Origin of the sequence: Affinundibacterium amnicola (assembly GCF_014284275.1) — a bacterium.
GTDB classification, from domain to species: domain Bacteria; phylum Pseudomonadota; class Gammaproteobacteria; order Burkholderiales; family Burkholderiaceae_D; genus Undibacterium; species Undibacterium amnicola.
This window is the reverse complement of the sequence record NZ_JACOFU010000010.1, coordinates 97,264-115,166: the sequence shown is the minus strand read 5'-3', so window position 1 is coordinate 115,166 and position 17,903 is coordinate 97,264. Positions and strand designations below refer to the sequence as shown.

Genomic DNA, 17,903 nt, shown 5'->3' with positions numbered 1-17,903 from the left:
TAAGCACCTTGCGTCAATGCTTAATAGGCAAACTTAAACGGACTTCCAAGCCACCTTCTGGCAGGTTCGATAAACTCAATTTGCCATTGTGCTGTCTGGCGATGTTCATCGCGATAGTTAATCCTAAGCCTGTGCCGCCAGTTTCACGTGAGCGGGAAGTTTCGATACGATAAAAGGGTTCGAACACACGGTTCTGCTGATCGGGTGGAATCCCGGTACCGCCGTCTCGCACACAAATATGTAGCCATTTCTGTTTTTCTTCCATCGTTTGCATTAAGTGAATTTGCGCACGATGACCATACTTGATCGCATTATCCAGCAAATTATTCAAGCAACGCCGTAACGCCTGTGGACGCGCCATCACAGTCACTTTTGATTTGTCGATTAAGCTGACATCATGTCCTGCATCGCTCGCGTCTGTACATATACTATCGAGTAAAGAATCGATATCGAGCGCCTGTAAGTTTTCGTTACTATCCATGCTGCGCGCTAAATCCAAACCTTCTTTTACCATCATTTGCATCGTTGACAGATCACCGACAAGTTTGTCGTGTAGTTCATTGTCGTTGACCTTCTCCAGACGCAAACGCAAACGTGTCAATGGTGTTTGTAAATCATGGGTAATCGCCGCCAACATTTGTGTGCGCTGTTGAATGTGATCTCGAATCCGTAATTGCATAAAGTTGAACGCGCTGATCGCTTGGCGAATTTCTTTTGCGCCCACTTCTTTTAAGGCCGGGCGATTAATATCTTGTCCCAGATCGGTTGCCGCCTGCGCCAATTGTTGTAAGGGGCGAATCGTCATGCGGGAAACGAGTAGCGCGAGTCCGGCGATACAGGCAAGGAACAGGCCGAGGTAATAGTAGGTTTCTGCTTGAATTGGATTCGATGGCGGTTTCGACGGGAAGATGGTTTGATGCAATCCTGAACCATCACTCAATACGAAAATTAAGGCCTCGCAGGCATCGACCGGGCCGCGATCATCTGGACGCATCAGGCAATTTTCTGGCGCAGGTGGCAGTGGAATAATTTTAAAAGATTTGCTCAGACGTTCACTTAAAACGATGCCGTACGGTGTGCTGGCCTGATAGGCCGGGACGTTGGTTGGAACTGGCACAACTTTTAAACCAAAGCGATGAATTGCTTTGAGCAGACCTTCGCGGTTGGCAGCAGGCAGATCGTCGATCGCTTGGATTAATTGCTCTGCATGTTTTGCGCGATCAGCGCGATAGGAACTACGTTCATTGCTGATACTTGTTTGACGCTCACCAAACGCTAGCCACCAAGTCAGTGCAGCAGAGCACAGAATACCAAATAGCAAGACAGAAAAAATCCGGGCAGAAATCGTATCGAAGCGTTTCATGTGCGATCTTAAGTTTCAGAATGAACGTTAACGGTGAGTACGTAGCCACCATTACGCACCGTTTTAATAATCTGTGGCGAGCGTGCGTCTTCACCGAGCTTTTGACGCAAGCGGCTGATTTGAATGTCAATCGAGCGATCAAACGGGTCGGCATCACGCCCTTGCGTCATATTTAATAATTGATCGCGGTTGAGTACGGTATTCGGTTGATCCAAAAAAATATTCAGTAAGCGATATTCAGAACCTGATAAAGCAATCACCCTGTTATCTGGGCTAATCAAATGCCGTGCCACCAGATCGACCGTCCAATCCCCGAATTTTAATTTCTGCGGTTTATTGAGATCACTATGTTCACCGTTCGCTTGTGAGCGCCGTAACACGCTACGAATGCGGGCTAATAATTCCCGTGGTTCGAATGGTTTTGGCAGGTAGTCGTCGGCGCCCATTTCTAAACCTAAAATACGATCTAAAGGTTCACTACGAGCGGTTAACATGATAACGGGCACCGTAGATTTTGCCCGTAAATTGCGGCATAAAGTCAGGCCGTCTTCACCTGGCAAGTTGAGATCTAGCACGATCAGATCAACCGATTGCTTTTCTAAGTTGGCCCACATGCCTTGACCATCGCCCGCCGTTAAGGTGGTGTAACCATGGGTTTCCAGATAATCCGCCAGTAAGCTGCGGATTTCACGATCGTCATCGACAATTAAAAGAGTGTTTAGCGTATCCATAGGCATATTATTGACCAAGCTTTCTTGCTGCGCACAGATTTAGACCTAAAGTTTTGTATCGACTTGTTATCGGCAGCATAAATTGAAACAAACTGAAACATGCGCACTGTGATTATCGTCTGCCGTTACATCGAGATACACTGTTTGTACACACCGACATTTACTTCTTATAAATACAGCGCACTATGTGTTCCATGTGCACTGCGGATTGAAATCGGAACAGACACAGATGATCCGAACGCGCGGCAGCCATAGGTTTTTAATCCTTAGGTGTTCTGTGAAATCTTATTGGAAAAAGGAAATATCATCATGAAATTTTTAAAAAATACGCTTGTGCTCAGCTTAACGACAGCAAGCTTCGCTATTGCTGCAGGTGTTTTTGCACAACAAGCTCCGACATCGGCTCCGGCACAAGCTTCAGCGCGCTCTGCCGAGCATGCTAAGAGGATGGAGCAAAGACAGCAAAGAATGCAAGCAGGCATGGAAAAACATCGCCATCAATTACATGACAAATTGAAATTAACGCCACAGCAAGAACCTGCGTGGAAAGCATTTACTGAGGCGACCAAGCCTCAGCATGATCAAAAACTGATGCAATCTAGAGCAGATCATCAGGCGATGGCAGCGATGCCAGCTCCAGCTCGCATGGAAAAAATGCTGGAACGTTCTAAGGAGCGTCTGGCACGTATGCAACAACACTTGGATGCCTTGAAAAGTTTTTATGCTGTGTTGACACCTGAACAGCAAAAGATTTTTGATGCTAGCCATCAAGGAATGCATGATCGTATGAAGAAGCGTATGCATGATGGCATGAAAAAACGTATGCAGCATCCTATGCATGATGGAAAGCCAATGCGGATGCATGAAGGACAGACGCCAGCACCGACTACGAAATAATCAAACTTATGTGAAATTCTTGGGCAATTTTACGATGGTCGTAGGACTATCCGATAAAATGGAGGCTTGGGCGACCAGCCTCCATTTTCTTTTAGGTTCTCCTTCTTGCACCGAGCGGAGGCCAGATGTAATTACATGACTATTGTTGATCCATTGATTGCTGACGTTCCAGTTGTCGCCTTACCAAATAGCGCAATCGCTACTGCCGCGCATCATTTGCGTGATGTTGTACAGATTTGTTTTTCTCATACAGACGCGCATAAAGCGATCGTGGTGTTTGATTTGCGCAGTGATTTGGCAATGGCGCTCGCCAGCGCATATCGGCAATGTTTGCCGAATGCACAGTTTATCGACTTTGATACGCATAGCGCCGAGCAAGTGATGGCTAACTTGAATGCTTTGCAAGCCGGTGATCTGGTTGTGTTGGTGCAGACCACAAATTTCCGCATGGATGCCTATCGCGTGCGGGTGGAGTTGTTCAAGCGTGATTTGAAAGTAATTGAGCATCCGCATTTGGGACGCATGCCTGCAGAGCAAGCACTTATTTATATTGATTCGCTTGCGTATGATGAACAGTATTATCGCGGCGTCGGCCGTGGTCTTAAGCAATTGATTGATCAAGCGCCGTTCGGCGTTTTAGATAGCGGCGAGGGTGCGGAACTGATTTATGCCAGCCCGTTTGAAGATGCTAAATTGAATATTGGCGACTATAGCGGTATGAAAAATTGGGGCGGGCAATTTCCGATTGGAGAAGTGTTCACTGAGGCCAAAGATTTAGAGGCTGTGAATGGCAAGGTGCGTATTTTTGTATTTGGTGATACGTCTTTTTCCGTCAATAAACCAGCAAGCCCTATCACTTTAATCATTGAACGTGGGCAGGTTGTTGATGTGCAGGATTCAACGCCAGAATTTGATGAAGTGATTGCTAAGATCAAAGAAGATGAGCAAGTGGTGTGGGTGCGTGAGTTAGGATTTGGTTTGAACCGCAGTTTTAATCGCGACCGCACCGTGAGTGACATCGGCACCTATGAACGCATGTGCGGAATTCATTTATCTTTGGGGGCAAAACATGGCATTTACGGCAAGCCAAATTTCAAACGTGGCGATGGCAAATATCATGTCGATGTCTTTGCCGTCACTGAATCTGTACGTTTGGGCGATCGGGTCGTCTATAAAGAAGGTTCTTGGATCGTTTAAGTTTTTTATTTAAAACTGATAGTCGATTTAACCCAGATTTTCCATTAGGATTTGTGATGATGGCGGATGCACTTTTTGAGGCAGTTTTGTTGCGAATGAGGCATCAATAGCTAGCTATTGATAACGAAGAGCGGCAAAAATGGCCCAAAATGCGCCGTCAGCACACAAATAGCACCGCAGGTGCGCCGAATGGAAAAATTGGGTTTAATAATGTGGTGGGCGTTCATCTACGGGCATTTGACGTTGGCTCGCTGCCACAGCCACTTCACGTAAGCGCCCAGCTAGCGCCAGACATAATTTTTCCAGTTCATCGATTTTTTTCTGTTGTTGATACACCTGAGTATTGAGGGTGTCGACTAAGTCATCTTGTCGGCTCAAGCGAATTTCTAAATCGATTAAACGTTCTTCTACGCTCATAGTTTGCCTTAAAAAGGGAGTGCCAAATTACAGGAATGCCAAATCTGGCGTGAGCTGTCATTTTAGCGTATTCATCGAGAAGATTTAGTCTGAGTGCATGGGCAGGTATAATTTGCTTTCGTTTCGAGCGCTCTTACGCCAGCTTCTCGCATACTCTTCCATTACTATTTTCCTAGACTGTACCGATGAATCAACTGTTCAATAATCCTGCGTTACGCCAATTTCTGCAATTTGCTGCAGTCGGTTTATCTGGTACGGCAGTACAGTATTTGAGTTTGCATGTGGCGGTCCTGTTCAACTTTAGCTTACTGGGTAATTCTGCTGCCGTGACTGGTTCGTCAATCGGCTATTTGCTCGGCTCGGTGGTCAATTATGTGTTGAATTATTTTCTGACTTTTGGAAGTGGCAAGTCGCATATAGAAGCTGCGTCGAAATACTCGAGCGTGCTTGCTGTCGGCTGGATGATTAACTATGGATTGATTACTTTATTAGTCGATCATTGGCATATCTGGCATTGGTATGCACAAGTGTTCTCTACTGGCTTAGTTTTATGCTGGAATTTCGCTGGTAGTAAGCTTTGGGCATTTAAAGATCACTAGCTGGATTCTTATCGCTCACGTCATAAATGCAACGAAATTGATGTGCTTAATTCTTCGCTCTTCGACTATCAGGTAAAATCAAAGTGCTCACAACACATTTCAAAATGTTTGCGAAAGCATGCCAGTTTGTAGCTGTATGATTGCGCGCTCTGGAGTCTCGTGAAGGAAGTGAGAATGCAAGGTATCGCCATTGTGTAGGCCAAGTTAAAGCGCGCGGGAGTTTTGGTGTTAAAAAGAATTTTCAATAAAATGTTCCCCTTATCCACCCCCGCGGTCGCAGATCATCCATTTCCGGTTGCAGCTACTTTAGTTGCTGGTGATACTGAACAGCAAGCTCAGCAAGATCAGCTGTATGCGGTTAAGCGGGGCGGCAAGGAAATCGCCTCTAAGCTGTTTATGGCAATGTCAACCGAAAAAGGTATTCATCTAGAGTCTTTGTTAAGTGCGCTTGGTGCTCTCGCTGGTTATGCCTGCCAGATTAGTGTGCGCGAAATTTACGTTGAACAACAAGGCAGGCCGATTAAAGAAATTTTTATCGTTGTGCATAGCAAGCAAAATGCCACTACTTATTATTTTGGTGATTTGCTCAACCGACCTTTGGTTGAGAGCCGTTATTCGGTTTGGTCTTTGGCATCGGGCGCCATGCAAAAACTCGGCTTACAACAGTTGATTGACCTTCACGATATTTTTAAGCATGTGACAGATACTCTGGGTAGTAAAGATTTTGGTATTCCCAGAATTGATCCCGAGCATCAAGCCAAAGAAACGCCATGGAATTATGTCTGTTTTTTGTGGCCACAATTGTTCCCATTGGCACAGAGTTTTTGTAAAAATCCGACAGATTGGCCAATCGTATTTGGTGTCGCTGTTCAAGAAATATTATTCGCTAGCAAAGATCTGATTGCCCCAGAACTCGCCTTACGTATTGTGATGGAAAGCGCCATTCCGATGTCAAAAATATATATGCCGGATCAACAAGGTGTCGACCCGAATCAATTGATGTCGTAAGAATCTACAAGGATTTTATGAGTGATCTATGTTTGCCCAAAAACAATGTTAAGATAAAGCAACTTCATATCCACGTTTTGCGGTCGCCTCATCCTTTATTTGCTGAATAAATTATTTAATTTAAGGCATTTCTATGGCTCACCAGCGCAATCACATTCTGCCCAAGCTGATACTAACTTTCTTTTTGGGGATAACTTCTTTAGCGCATGCTGATCTTAAATCGGATATGGCTAGATTAGAGACCATGCAGCTCTTGCTTGAAAAAGACAATCAAGCTGCATTGCTTCAGCTCAAAGAGTTCTATTCCCAATTAAATGCTCAGACAGATTATCAAGTTCGAATCGATACACTGCGAGAACTTTCTTACGCCTATTATGACGCTGGCGATATCCCCGCAAGTGAGCAAAGTCGTGCCGAAATTTTGCGTTTAGCAAAACTGCAAAATGACAAAGAAACCATCGCTTTAATGCAAATCGACGAAGTGTTCAAATTGCGAGACACCGGGCAATTTGATGCCGCAATTGCGAAACTCGATGATGTTGCAGCGGCGATTAAAGGAAGCACTAAACCAGAACACCTCATACGTTTGGAAATTTCTTATGGTGCGATTTATCAATCTGCTAGTAAGTTTGAACAAGCGCTCAGCCATTCTTTAGAAGCCTTGCGGCTGACGGATCAATTAACGCAGAGAAAATCGCTTTCCAAAATTCGTCGTTTAGCGACTTTAGCCAGTTTGTATTTGACAATGCAAAATCCTGAACAGACTTTGATTGTCACAAATGACGCGCTAGCCTTGGCGGGCGAAGTTGATTCGCCACGACTAATTGCCACGCTAAGACAAAATCAGGCGATGGCATTAGGTGATTTGAAGCGCTATCCAGAAGCCTTGGTTGCTTATGAACGTGCACTGAAGGCGTCTCAAGATGCGAATATTCCCAAAATGGAGGCACTGATTCTTAGTAATATTGCCGATCTTCATTTGCGCACACATAGCTTTGTTCTCGCTGAAAACGTAGCGCGACAAGCCTTAAAGAAGGCAGAATTTATTCAAGATGAGTTCTCCATCTTTAATGCAAAAGCCAATATCGGATTTGCATTAGGTGGACAAGGAAAGATCTCGCAAGCGATGGAGTACCTGACGCCAGTTTTAAAGCAATCTCGAGATCAGGGCGATAAGGCGGACGTTGAAGCCACCGTTGGTGAAATTAGCCGCATGTATGAGAATGCGAAAATGTATAAAGAAGCCTTGGAATATACGCGTGAGCAGCAAAAGCTCAGCAATGAATTGTTCAGGGCGGATCGATCAAAAACTGTCGCCGCATTGCAAGAACAGTTCGATGCAGATCAGCGTAAAAAACAAATAGAATTATTGGCGCGTGAAAATCAAATCAAAGATGCCGATATCAAAAATAGTCGCCTACAACAAATCGTGACTTTGCTTGGCGCAATGCTGACCATTATGGGCGGTATTTTTATCTACATGCTCTATCGTAAGGTCAAGCAAACGAACCAACGTTTGGAAGAGGTTAATCAACAGTTGGAGTTTCATTCTGTGCGCGATCCTTTGACTGGCTTGTATAACCGCCGGTCATTTTTGGAAATGATGAAAGAGCGAGGGGAAGATGTTTCTCCTGAGCGTCGTGAAGCTGATACCGATAGCCCTGATTGTTTGATTATTATGGATATCGATCATTTCAAGCATATCAATGATACCTGGGGACACTCTGCAGGTGATGCGGTATTGATTGAAGTGGCGAATCGATTACGTAGCGCTGTGCGAGATAGTGATATGACTTTGCGGTGGGGCGGCGAGGAGTTCTTGATTTATGCACCGAAAACGAAACCGGCTTTATTGGCGCCCTTGGTTGAGCGTGTACTGAAGGCAATTGGCACAACGCCGGTGTTAGTAGGGAATAATGCGATCCCCGTGACGGTCAGTGCTGGTTATATTTCACTTCCGTTTTCTGGCGTGCCAGAGTCTGCTTGCAATTGGGAGAAAGCAATGCAGCTAGCTGACATGGCTTTGTATATGGGGAAAGTGAATGGACGCAATCGTGCATACGGTCTTTTGAGTCTGCTGGTTCCGTATGAACAAGCCTTGCCTGAGCTGGAACGAGACTTCTCTGCTGCGATTAAGCAAGGAATGATAGAAATTGCCATTATTCCAGGTCCGCCAGTGGCCTCAAGCTAATTCGAATAAAAATATGCAGACCCCCTAGACAGAATTTAGAAATGTGCCTATAATCTTGTTTCTGTCGTTGCTGATGACACAGCAAGCAGTTATTTGAACTAAGCAAGTTGTCAATTTTGGCAATATGGGTGCTTAGCTCAGTTGGTAGAGCGGCGCCCTTACAAGGCGTAGGTCGGGAGTTCGAGCCTCTCAGCACCCACCATCAAATAATTGAAGAACAGATACGTTTCTAAAACGGAGTGGTAGTTCAGTTGGTTAGAATACCGGCCTGTCACGCCGGGGGTCGCGGGTTCGAGCCCCGTCCGCTCCGCCAAGTTGTAAGAAAAAACGCGCTAAGGCGCGTTTTTTTTCGTCTATACAAAACTGATGTGTCAGATGCATCTGATGCTACAACCAGTAGTTTGGTGACAATAGCTATATAAAATGTTTTGTATTCTCAAATGTGCGGGCAAAAAAATGCCAGCATAAGCTGGCAGTTAGGACGTTTAGTGAGCGGCTTTCGTTCTATGCAGCCAAAGGATCGGCTAGCTGTCCTCCTAATGAAAACACAATATCATCAATCATTTTGGCTAATTCAGAAGCCATTAACAAGAAATCGGCATCGAAACGTTCATTTTCATCCGCAGTACGCTGATCTTTATCTTCATTCAAAATATCCAAAGGCTTGATACGCTTGATTGCCAGATTCTCGGAGAGAACAAAGGAAATCTTGTCATCCCAAGTCATGGCTAATTTTGTGCATTGTTTGCCCGCAGCAATATGACGTTGCACATCGTCCGGATCAATTGAGTGACGTACATAGCGGACGGTGGCTTTATCTTCAGTGTGCGCGCGTAACTCAGTGTCTTGGTCTATCGTGAAGCCCTTTGGTGCTTCATTACCAGCTAACCAATCGGTCATCGCTGTTTGCGGGGAAATCTTAGTGCGCAAACTTTCCATCGGGATTTTGTCGCACTTCAAGAGTAGCTTGATCACTTCATCGGCTTTGCTAGGGCTAGAACTATCGATCACTAACCAACCATTGACCGGATCGATCCAAACCCATGTTTGCCGCGTGATAGAAAAGGCGCGTGGTAATAACTCATCAGTGACGCGCTCTTTCAAGTCCTTCATGGCTTTGCGACCCGGAGCGAAACCCTGTTGCTCTTCCAGTTCTTTGGCGCGCGCTTTGGTGACCTGGTTTACGACGGACGAAGGCAATAGTTTCTTTTCTGTTTGCAATAAAAGTAACAACTGTTGGTTGACGCTGTGTACCAGTTGCTCATTGCCGCGAGGTGATGCCCAGCCTTCGCTTTGCATATCGCCAGAGCCCGTGTTGGAAAAGGACTGTGATGCCAATTGCATATTCAATTGTTCAACATCGACTTTCCAAGGCGCAGGAAGACGGAAAACTTGTAAATTCTTAAACCACATGTGCAATCCAGAGAAGAGGAAAAGCGACTGATTTTACACCTTCGTTGCTTGCTTGTAGACGCTTCTGTGCAGAAAACTTACTTCAATTGAATGAGGAATAGGCGTTTGCTATGCGGGTCAGGAGGAAGGTCGGTACGATATTCCGATGTTTTTACCTAGCTTGGGATCGTTTGCCGTAAATTAGCTGTCGGACAAAGGTTATAATGCAGACTAATTTTCTCTAAAATATTTGCTTGTGTCGTGATTTTCGCGCGCAGCAAAAAACTATCTAAACACCATGTTAGCTCAGCAAAAACAAGACATACTCGAAGCATTAAAAAGCGTAGTCGCGCCGATCATCGCTGGAACTGAACTCAATCCTACGATCGCACTTGAGCGTCCGCGCGACCCTTCACACGGTGACATTGCTTGTAATATTGCAATGCAAATTGCGAAGCCTTTGAAGAAAAATCCACGCGAATTAGCGCAACAGATTGTCGATGCTTTGTTAGCGCAAAACAATCCTTTGATCGCCAGCGCAGAACTTGCCGGTCCAGGCTTTATTAATCTACGTGTTACGGCGGCGGCAAAACAAGCTGTCGTGAAAACGATTTTGCAGCAGCAAGACCAGTTTGGCAAAGGTGCTAAAGGCGCTGGTAAGAAAGTGATTGTCGAATTTGTTTCCGCGAATCCTACGGGTCCTCTGCATGTAGGTCACGGTCGCCAAGGTGCGCTTGGAGATGCCTTGTCGGCACTGCTAGAAGCGCAAAGCTATCAGGTGACGCGTGAGTTTTACTATAACGATGCGGGTGTGCAGATCGGTAATCTTGCTTTGTCAGTGCAAGCACGTGCCAAGGGTTTTAAGCCCGGCGAAGCTGGGTGGCCAGAATCTGCTTATAACGGCGAATATATCGCCGAGATTGCTCAGGATTTCTTAGCCAAGAAAACGGTTTCTGCCAGTAACGGTGAGCCTGTTACCGCTAATGGTGATGTCAATGATCTCGATTCTATCCGTCAATTTGGCGTGACATATCTGCGAAACGAACAAGATATTGATTTGTTAGCATTCGGTGTGAAGTTCGATAATTATTATCTTGAGTCTTCGCTCTATACAGATGGAAAAGTTGAAGCGGCTGTTGCGGCCTTGATTGCTGCTGGTAAAACCTATGAGCAAGATGGCGCCTTGTGGTTGCGTACGACAGAATACGGTGATGATAAAGATCGCGTCATGAAAAAGTCGGACGGCACTTACACCTACTTCGTGCCGGATGTGGCTTATCACGTGGTCAAATGGCAGCGTGGATTTAGTCAAGCGATTAACGTACAAGGTAGTGATCATCACGGTACGATTGCGCGGGTGCGCGCTGGTTTGCAGGCGGTCAATCAGGGGATACCACAAGGTTATCCAGATTATGTTTTGCACAAAATGGTCACCGTCATGAAAGATGGTGAGGAAGTGAAAATTTCCAAGCGTGCTGGTTCCTACGTGACGGTGCGTGATTTGATCGAATGGTCGGGTGGCGGCGATGTGCAAAAAGGTCGTGACGCAGTACGTTTTTTCCTGATTTCACGCAAAGCAGACACTGAATTTGTGTTTGACGTTGATGTCGCGTTGGCTAAGTCTGATGAAAATCCAGTGTACTACGTGCATTATGCACATGCGCGTATTTGCCGTATGTTAGCGCAGTACAGTGAATCTGACGCCGATTTGGCCGCATTGAAAGAGGTTGATTTATCGCCATTGACGGCCCCGCGTGAAGCATCTTTATTGCAAAAGCTGGCCGAATATCCAGAAATGTTGGAAAAAGCCTTAGAAGAGTTGGGACCGCATCAAGTTGCATTCTACTTGCGTGATTTGGCAGGCGAATTGCATAGTTATTACAATGCCGAACGTGTATTAGTCGATGATGAGCCAACCAAGTTGGCGCGCTTAGCGTTAATTCTGGCAACGCGTCAGGTTTTACGTAATGGCCTCAGTTTGATTGGGGTTTCTGCACCAAATCAAATGTAAGCAGTTCGTTGGCATAACAATCAAGCACTGTAGATTTAGGGGAAATATGCATTTCGTTAATAGTAAAAGCACAAAGAAGAACTCCGTACAATGTCGTCGTCAGTCTGGTAATACTTTAATGGGAATTATCATTGGTCTGGTCATCGGTCTGGGAATTGCGGTAATCGTTGCCTTGGTGATTAACAAAGCGTCGACGCCTTTTACCAATAAAAATGGTAAAACGGATAAAGCAGATTTGCCATTGGCGCAGATGCAGGATCCTAACAAACCATTGTATGGCAATAAAGACGCGGTCAGTCTGGCAGCGAAGGAAGTGGCGGCGAGTAAAGCTGTGGAAGCGGCTAAGCCAGCAGACGCCTTAAGTGCCGCAGCCAATGCTGCAGCGGCTGCACCTGCTTCAGTTGCAGCACAGGCGGCACCGACTGCAGCTTCCAAGCCAGACGTAGCAGACGATAAATACATTTATTTCCTGCAGATTGGTGCGTTTAAAGAAGTTGCAGATGCTGAAAGTGCGCGCGCTAAATTGGCGATGGTGGGTGTTGAGGCTGCGGTCTCTGAGAAGGCTGGCGACAATGGCGTTTTGCACAGAGTGAGAGTCGGGCCGTTTGAAAGTTTCGATGCGATGAACAAAATGCGCGCCAAGTTGTCAGAGAACAGTGTAGAGACGGCTATCGTACGATCTGCCAAGTAAATATTGCCATATTATTTTGAATTCACACATTAAGAGGAAACCATGCGTTTATTTCGTCAGTTACTGTTAGTCAGTATTGCCTTCCTATCTTTCTCTGCGGCAGCGCAAGAACCGCGTCTAGGTCAGGAATACACTGTTTTGGATCGCCCACAGCCAACCGATGCAGGTAAAAAAGTAGAAGTCACAGAATTCTTTGGCTATTATTGTCCAGCGTGTAATGCATTCGAGCCTTACCTCGAAGCTTGGATTAAAAAGCAAGGTGATCGCATCGTGGTGAAGCGTGTGCATGTGAAGTTCAGTGATTTGATGGCCTCGCAACAAAAGTTGTATTTCACTTTAGAAGCGATGGGTAAGGTGGATGAATATCAATTGAAAACTTTTAACGCTTATCATATCGACCGTAATCGATTGTCAAGTGATGCAGACGTGTTTAGATATGTAGAGAAAGTTGGTTTGGATAAAAAGAAATTCACCGACATCTATGGTTCTTTCGCGATTCAATCGAAAGTCAATCGTGCAGTTCAATTGATGGGTGATTACAAGATTAATGGCGTTCCGATGGTTGCAATTGATGGTCGCTTCATCGTTTCTCCTGCAGATTTGTTTGCGAAGTCGAAAGTACGTGATGGTTCACATGCTGGTTTAGTTGTGATGGATTGGCTGGTTGATAAAGCGTACAAAGAAAAAAATCCTGCCGGTGCCGCACCGGTTGTGAATAAAAAGAAGTAAGCTAAGGCGTTTTTCAGCCGCAAAAGAAATCCGTCGATATGACGGATTTTTTTTGTCTGGCACAGAGTGCGCAGCGCAAATATTGGCAAACTGAATCGAGGACAATCTTTATGCAAGCAGTTTTTATTACAGGCGCATCATCTGGTTTGGGACTCGCGATTGCGCGCGAATATGCGGAGCAAGGTGCGCGCTTAGCATTAGTAGGTCGTCGTCACGACGCTTTGCAAGCTTTGCGTGATACCTTGCCAAATGCAGAATTGCATCAGATATATGCGCTGGATGTGAACGACCATGCATCCTTATATTCGGCGGCAGAACATTTTATTCAACTGGCTGGTGTGGTTAATGTGGTTGTCGCCAGTGCAGGAATTTCGGTTGGTACTTTGACTGAACTAAGTGAAGATTTGGCCGTCTTTCGGCGTGTCATGGATACCAATGTTCTCGCCACAGTCGCAACGTTCTCACCATTTATTGAGCATATGAAAATGCATGCCGATACCAGTAACTGTCGATTGGTTGGTATCGCCAGTGTTGCCGGTATTCGTGGTTTGCCAGGTGCTAGTGCTTATAGTGCCTCGAAGGCGGCGGTGATCAGTTATTGCGAATCTTTACGCGTGGAATTGCGTTCGAGTGGAATTAAGGTTGTTACCATCGCACCGGGTTACATCGATACGCCAATGACGCAAATTAATACTTATGCGATGCCCTTTTTGATGCCAGCACATCAATTCGCCAAGCGTGCAATCACCTGTATTCAGCGTGGAATAAGTTATCGCGTCATCCCGTGGCAGATGGGAGTGGTCTCCAAGGTATTACGTACTTTGCCAAATTTTCTTTATGACTTCTTGTTTGCAAATGCCCCTCGCAAGTCACGCTCATCTTCAGATCAATAAAGAGCCGCAATATGCAATTGAATACACCTTGGTTGACCGATGCAATAGGAACCCAACATACACCTGTCGGACTGAGTGATCACCCTAGGATCGCTTGTCTCGTTCCTTCGATCACAGAGTTATTATGTGATTTAGGGTTGGCAAAATTTTTGGTGGCACGAACTGGCTTCTGCATACATCCTAAAGAACTTGTTCGTGATATTCCTAAAATTGGTGGCACCAAAGACGTTAATTTGGAAAAGCTGAAAAAGTTAGCTCCGACACATTTGATCGTTAATATTGATGAAAATGAAAAGCCAACTGTGGACCTGTTGGCGCAGTTTATTCCGCATATTGTTGTGACGCATCCAGTGAAGCCTGCAGATAATTTGAGCATGTTTCGCTTACTTGGCGCGGTCTTTGGCGTCTTGCCACGCGCTGAGCAATTGTGTGCAGAATTTGAAAAAAATCTGCTGCAAATACCTGTAGATTCAATACCAAAAAATGTGCTCTACTGCATCTGGAAAGATCCGTGGATGACAGTCAGTCGCGATACCTATATCGCACAGAATCTTGCGTTACGTGGATGGCAGCAGTGGCAAACGACACAAATCACAGAAATTGAAAAACGTTATCCCGTGTTTGATTGGGATGATGCATCTCTGCACACAATTGATGTCGTGCTTTTGTCAACGGAACCGTATAGTTTTACGCAGTTGCATGCAGAGCAGCTACAACAGCAAATTCAGAAGCCCGTGAAACTGGTTGATGGAGAAATGCTGTCTTGGTATGGTAGTCGTGCGATTGCTGGTTTGTCGTATTTGGCGCAGCTTGAATTGTCAACGTAGTTCTTGTCTTAGTCTGAACACAAAAAAAGACCACGAATAATTCGTGGTCTTTTTGTTTGTCGAAACGATGTCAGTTTCGATCTGCTTTAATCCAAATGGAATTAGAAGCGGTAGTTCAGAGACAGATTGTAAATACGACCTAATTGGCTGAAATGCGAACCATCATAAGTGACCATGGAATAACGTTGGTCAAATGTGATGTTATCAGACTGAATTTGCGTTGGCGTACGGCCAGTGTAGTCCACTGTCTTGCTATCGAGAATAGCCTGACCTTTAGCTTTGTCTCCAGCTGCTTCCAATTTCCATGATGGTGTCACATTAAACATATTGTTAATCGCAAACGCCAAGGTCATGTTTTTGTTGATTTGGTAGTTAACTGAAAAGTCTGTCAAAGTTTTGGTTTTGAAGACGACCGCTAAGTTTTGATCGAGATCTGCGTTTCTGAACTTGGTTGGACCAAACACCGTATTGTTGACGGAGAAGTTAAAGTCGCTGATATCGTAGTCGAAACCAATGATGGATTTGTACTTCGGACGTGAAGTGAACATCAAGGCTTCTTGCGTAATATCCAAAACAGATTGGCCAGCTTTTGCAATCGCAGCAGGATTATTGACTGCGCCATCACGCTCATTTTTCAATGAGTAGTTACCAGACCAGTTGAAGTGTAATTTGCCATCACCTAATTGCATGTTACGGTGGTTAAACACGTAATCGATACCAGATGTTTGGCTATCCAATGCATTGGCAAAGAAGCTCAAAGATACGATGTTTGCTGCTTTCAGAATCTTATCGAGTTCTGCAGTTGCGTCACCACTTGGTTTAATTTCTTTACCCAAAATGATGCGATCTTTGAGAGAGATATTGTAGTAGTCCAGTGTCATGCTGGTGTCTTTGTTTGGCTTATAGCCTAACCCCAAAGTGATGCTGGTAGATTTTTCAGCTTTTAACTTCGGAACACCCAGTGCTGCAGCTTCTTTTGATACATTGCTCGCCAAGCCGGAAACTTGGATTGATCCACCTGAGAAAGAGTACTGCGCTTTCTGAGTGTAGATTTGATGTAGCGATGGCGCGCGGAAGCCTGTGGACAATGAACTACGCAATGTAAATTGGTCATTGAATTGGTACTTAGCACTCAGTTTGCCGATCATCGCATTGCCGAAATCGCTGTATTTTTCATAGCGACCGATTGCATCAATAATCAGTTTATCCGTTGTGTTAAATGTGGCTCCGCCATAGATACCATAGTTGGAACGTTTGGAACTGAAGGAGTTGTCTGGTGTGTTGCCAGCATATGAATCTGCGCCAGAATACAAATACGAAGCTTCTTCCCCAGCGATCAAAGTGTATTTCTCTGAGCGAATTTCACTACCAAAGTAAGCATTAATGCCCTTACTTAACTCTTTTGAAAAGTCAGCATTCCAGACTGTATGTGTAAACTTTGAGCCACCAGCTTCGAAGCGTGTTTGTCCATGTTTTGGCAACGGCGTTTTATCCGCTACTGCTTTCAGATAGGCATCTTCCATGCCGCGGTTAACTGAATTAGTAACAGTATACTTTTGCTCGTTGCCACCGATAGTCAAGCTCACATCAGCAGACCATCCAGCAACATCGAATTTTGTACCAATCGTTGCGTTATAGTCCTTTAGCGCACCTAAAAATCCAGGAACATATCCTTCATATGGTGTGCCAGCTGGGTGTAACAAACCGTAGTCTGTCGGGCGCCAGTATGGCGTACGATAATTGGCATAACTATCAATTTTCTTGTCTATATATGCTGCGTTACCATACACGCTCACCTCGCCAGTGACGTCATATCGTGAATTAACTAAGAACTTCCCCGTACGCGACTCAGGTGAACCATTGATATTGCCTGCGTCAGGCTTCTTTGCCAGGAAGGCGTTGACTGCGGCAAGGTCTGCCGCAAATGTTTCAGGCCCGCCGCCAAACGTTGCCGCTTCACCGCGCGCACTGACAATGCCCGAACGAGAGGCTAAGCCATTTTTGGAAATTTCACCGGTCAAATTGACAAAGCCACTATCTCCCAACGCCAGACCATGGTTGAGACTGATCGATTGCATCTTGCCATCACCTTCGTGGGTTACACCCGCACGACCTGTAATCGATGTTCCCTCTGGATTGTCTTTCAAAATAATATTGACGACACCAGAAATCGCATCTGAACCATACTGTGCGGAAGCGCCATCACGTAAAACTTCAATACGCTTGATTGCGTCTTGAGGAATGGCTGAAATATCTGCGCCACTTTCACCGCGCCCAGGTGATGTCTGGGTGTACACCAGTGAGCTAGCATTTTTACGCTTGCCGTTAATTAAGATTAGTGAACGGCTTGGACCCATATTACGAATCTCGTAAGGATCTAGCAGGGAGGTTGCATCATTGACTGGGGTTTGTACGGTATTGAAGGAGGGGACGCGGAAGGCTAGGGCTTTATCAAGTGATGCTTGAGCGGTCTTGGTTAGTTCTGAAGCCGCTAAAATATCAATTGGCACTGGAGTATCAATCACCGTTCGGTTTGAGCCACGAGTACCGGTGGAGGTGACGACAACCTGCTGAACTTCCTGTGTTGCCGCTGCTTTTTCATCTGCTTTGGCCGGGGTGGCGGTTTGTGCGTTGGCAATTCCACCTGCTGCTAATAATACGATTGCGACTTGAATCGCACTCTTCACAAAAATTTCTTTATTCGGCGAACGGCCGAAATTTGTAGTCTTATTTTTCAATTCTTGCTCCCATTTGTTTGTAAATATGATCCATCAACAATCGAGTGTTGATTGGTTTTTTTGTATAACTGGTATGCCCCGCTTGCGTTCAAGAATTAGGCCAATTCATACTACATGAGCGAATTGGTACGTGCAATATGATCAAAAACCTTGTTGTTTTTTGGGGGTATTATTGGCAAATTCAAATTGCATTTTCATGCTCATTAATGTATTTGCATG

At 45.3% G+C, this 17,903-nt stretch carries 15 protein-coding genes and 2 tRNA genes; 12 read left to right on the top strand and 5 right to left on the bottom strand.

All coding sequences use genetic code 11. The features are described 5' to 3' along the window. Positions 1–13 precede the first annotated feature (13 nt). On the bottom strand, positions 14–1,363 hold the full coding sequence (locus tag H8K33_RS18455; protein ID WP_186892539.1) for an ATP-binding protein: 1,350 nt from the start codon (positions 1,361–1,363) through the stop codon (positions 14–16). Between the two features lie 8 nt (positions 1,364–1,371). After that, positions 1,372–2,094, bottom strand: a complete 723-nt coding sequence (locus tag H8K33_RS18450; RefSeq protein WP_186892538.1) for a response regulator — start codon at positions 2,092–2,094, stop codon at positions 1,372–1,374. A gap of 309 nt (positions 2,095–2,403) precedes the next feature. On the opposite strand from H8K33_RS18450, the gene H8K33_RS18445 reads away from it, so the two are divergent. Beyond that, entirely contained in the window at positions 2,404–2,991 is a 588-nt protein-coding gene (locus H8K33_RS18445; RefSeq protein ID WP_186892537.1) for a Spy/CpxP family protein refolding chaperone, read from the top strand. 135 nt (positions 2,992–3,126) lie between these two features. Next, on the top strand, positions 3,127–4,188 hold the full coding sequence (locus H8K33_RS18440; RefSeq protein ID WP_186892536.1) for a M29 family metallopeptidase: 1,062 nt from the start codon (positions 3,127–3,129) through the stop codon (positions 4,186–4,188). 204 nt (positions 4,189–4,392) lie between these two features. Here the strand turns inward: H8K33_RS18440 and H8K33_RS18435 are convergent, their stop codons facing one another. Further along, entirely contained in the window at positions 4,393–4,605 is a 213-nt protein-coding gene (locus tag H8K33_RS18435; protein ID WP_186892535.1) for a SlyX family protein, read from the bottom strand. Between the two features lie 185 nt (positions 4,606–4,790). Between H8K33_RS18435 and H8K33_RS18430 the strand changes: the two genes are divergently transcribed. The 5 genes from H8K33_RS18430 to H8K33_RS18410 all read left to right on the top strand — a co-directional run bounded on the left by H8K33_RS18430 (position 4,791) and on the right by H8K33_RS18410 (position 8,716). After that, entirely contained in the window at positions 4,791–5,204 is a 414-nt protein-coding gene (locus tag H8K33_RS18430) for a GtrA family protein (protein ID WP_186892534.1), read from the top strand. A gap of 225 nt (positions 5,205–5,429) precedes the next feature. Continuing rightward, positions 5,430–6,212, top strand: coding sequence for a hypothetical protein (locus H8K33_RS18425; protein WP_222613497.1), 783 nt, complete (start codon positions 5,430–5,432; stop codon positions 6,210–6,212). Between the two features lie 226 nt (positions 6,213–6,438). Further along, positions 6,439–8,403, top strand: coding sequence for a tetratricopeptide repeat-containing diguanylate cyclase (locus tag H8K33_RS18420; RefSeq protein ID WP_186892532.1), 1,965 nt, complete (start codon positions 6,439–6,441; stop codon positions 8,401–8,403). A gap of 126 nt (positions 8,404–8,529) precedes the next feature. Then, positions 8,530–8,605 (top strand) — tRNA-Val (locus tag H8K33_RS18415). Positions 8,606–8,639: 34 nt separating this feature from the next. Beyond that, positions 8,640–8,716 (top strand) — tRNA-Asp (locus H8K33_RS18410). 191 nt (positions 8,717–8,907) lie between these two features. Here the strand turns inward: H8K33_RS18410 and H8K33_RS18405 are convergent. Continuing rightward, positions 8,908–9,816, bottom strand: a complete 909-nt coding sequence (locus H8K33_RS18405) for a recombination-associated protein RdgC (RefSeq protein WP_186892531.1) — start codon at positions 9,814–9,816, stop codon at positions 8,908–8,910. 277 nt (positions 9,817–10,093) lie between these two features. On the opposite strand from H8K33_RS18405, the gene argS reads away from it, so the two are divergent. From argS to H8K33_RS18380, 5 genes are all read left to right on the top strand, one after another. Next, positions 10,094–11,806, top strand: a complete 1,713-nt coding sequence (gene argS / locus H8K33_RS18400) for an arginine--tRNA ligase (protein WP_186892530.1) — start codon at positions 10,094–10,096, stop codon at positions 11,804–11,806. A 46-nt stretch (positions 11,807–11,852) separates the two neighbouring features. Continuing rightward, complete coding sequence (locus H8K33_RS18395; RefSeq protein ID WP_186892529.1) at positions 11,853–12,497, top strand: SPOR domain-containing protein; 645 nt, start codon at positions 11,853–11,855, stop codon at positions 12,495–12,497. Between the two features lie 42 nt (positions 12,498–12,539). After that, entirely contained in the window at positions 12,540–13,226 is a 687-nt protein-coding gene (locus tag H8K33_RS18390) for a thiol:disulfide interchange protein DsbA/DsbL (protein WP_186892528.1), read from the top strand. Positions 13,227–13,336: 110 nt separating this feature from the next. Further along, positions 13,337–14,119: an SDR family oxidoreductase gene (locus tag H8K33_RS18385; RefSeq protein WP_186892527.1), complete on the top strand. Its 783-nt coding sequence runs from the start codon at positions 13,337–13,339 to the stop codon at positions 14,117–14,119. Positions 14,120–14,130: 11 nt separating this feature from the next. Continuing rightward, entirely contained in the window at positions 14,131–14,946 is an 816-nt protein-coding gene (locus tag H8K33_RS18380; RefSeq protein ID WP_186892526.1) for a helical backbone metal receptor, read from the top strand. A gap of 101 nt (positions 14,947–15,047) precedes the next feature. Here H8K33_RS18380 and H8K33_RS18375 read toward each other — a convergent pair whose 3' ends face one another. Further along, positions 15,048–17,684 (bottom strand): TonB-dependent receptor plug domain-containing protein, encoded by a 2,637-nt coding sequence (locus H8K33_RS18375; RefSeq protein WP_222613496.1) that lies wholly within the window; start codon positions 17,682–17,684, stop codon positions 15,048–15,050. Positions 17,685–17,903 lie beyond the last annotated feature (219 nt).